Raw genomic sequence first — 1,708 nt, 5'->3', positions numbered from 1 at the left:
TTTTAAATAGTAGCATATCTTTGAGTGGTTTCGTATCGATTTTGTCATTAAGAATCAAAAAACCCCCTCTGGAAGTCGCGGAGGGGGCAATGAGATTAGTTTTTCACTTTAACCACTACGGTCGTCAGTGGCTCTAGCGTGATGCTGTCTTTATCCAGTGTAAAACCAGACGGGTCTTTTACTTTTTTCGTACCTGCTTCGTCTCTATCTACCAGAACCTTCTCTTTTCTAAGATCTTCTTCAAGCGAAAGCGTACGTTTCTCGCTGTCCGCGTTTATGAACACATAGTAGGTGCCTGTATGATCTGTGGACACATTCCTGTAGCAGATCAGAAGGTCAGAGGATTCGATTTCAGGTGCGTTGATTAAGCTTACATTTTCATTTACCAACTCCTCCGTGCCTAAACGGAAAGCATTAGTGGATTTTCTTAGCTCAATCAAACCTTTCGTATATTCCATGGTTTCTTTATGAATTCCTTCTTCCTTAACTTTATCCCAGTCAAACATGTTGATCGCATCAGAAGAATCATAGGAATCGTGGATGAAGTAAGGGTTATCGAACGGTTCACCATTTTCATCTACCATATAAGTAGACTTCTCTTCTGGCACGCCGTCTCCCTTCCATTGCTTCGTTCTCCCGTATTCTTGACCAGCATGAAGGAAAGAAATGCCCTGACTTGTTAAAATCATAGAATTACCAATTCGGATCCTTTGCTGAATCTCTTCTTCGTGTTCTGCAGGATCTTTTTTAATGGATTGGGCAATCACATCATGCAGCGGTAGATTATCATGTGCAGCAATATATTGAACGATATCTCCCGGATCATCTTCGGAGACATTCCCAGGCTGTGCCTTAATATTGTTAAAAATCGTAGTAATATCTCTTGCGCCTCCGGTTATGAACCTGGGTTCACCTTCACTGCCAAATCCGGATTTTAACTCATTTCGTATTTCATCTGAAAAAACCGCTGCGCCGTTCGTCTGGTCCATCCAGTCCTGATCAGCGGGCGTAACTTCATTCTCTGGACTTCCATCACCTACAAACGTGCGCCATCCCTCCCCGAGCATGAGAATATCTGGATTGATTTGTTTGGCTTCATCGTAAGCTTTTTGAACGCTTTCTGCATCCAGATCGCCCATTAAATCAAAGCGGAAACCATCTATCTTGAATTCATCAACCCAGTATTTTATGGAATCTACCATAAGTTTTCTGGACATTTCATGAGTTGTGCCGACTTTACCGCCGCCATAACCGGTTTTAGCATTCCCTTCTTCATCCATAAAATGATAATAGTCTGGAACCAGATCCTCAAGGATACTTACGTTGGCTGTATGGTTATAAACAACGTCCAATACCACACCCATTTTATGTTTATGAATTTCTTTTACCAATTCTTTAAATTCTGCAATGCGGGCTTCAGGGTCTGTAGGACGTTCAGAATACATCCCTGTCAGCGAAAAATAGCTGTGAGGGTCATAGCCCCAGTTATAGTTATTGTCCTTTGAAGAATAATCCAGTTCACGTTCATCTGCTTCAAATTCATCGCCAAAATAATATTTCATGACGGGAAGAAGCTGTATATGCGTTACACCTAATTCCTTCAAGTAGTCTAATTTTTCACCAAAAGCCTCAAACGTTCCAAATTGGCTATCCAGCTCAGATTCAAGATCCGGGTCCGAGGTAATATCCCGTACATGCGCTTCCCAGA

General features: G+C 41.9%; 1 protein-coding gene. It reads right to left on the bottom strand.

Annotated elements, in window-relative coordinates; all coding sequences use genetic code 11:
• Positions 1-95: 95 nt before the first annotated feature.
• The coding region (locus WAM07_RS07350; RefSeq protein WP_422165878.1) for an alpha-amylase family glycosyl hydrolase at positions 96-1,708 on the bottom strand (1,613 nt) is incomplete at its 5' end.

This window comes from Halobacillus sp. (genome assembly GCF_049282395.1).
In the GTDB taxonomy this organism is placed as follows: Bacteria; Bacillota; Bacilli; order Bacillales; family Halobacillaceae; genus Halobacillus.
This window is presented reverse-complemented; position numbering and strand designations above follow the sequence as displayed.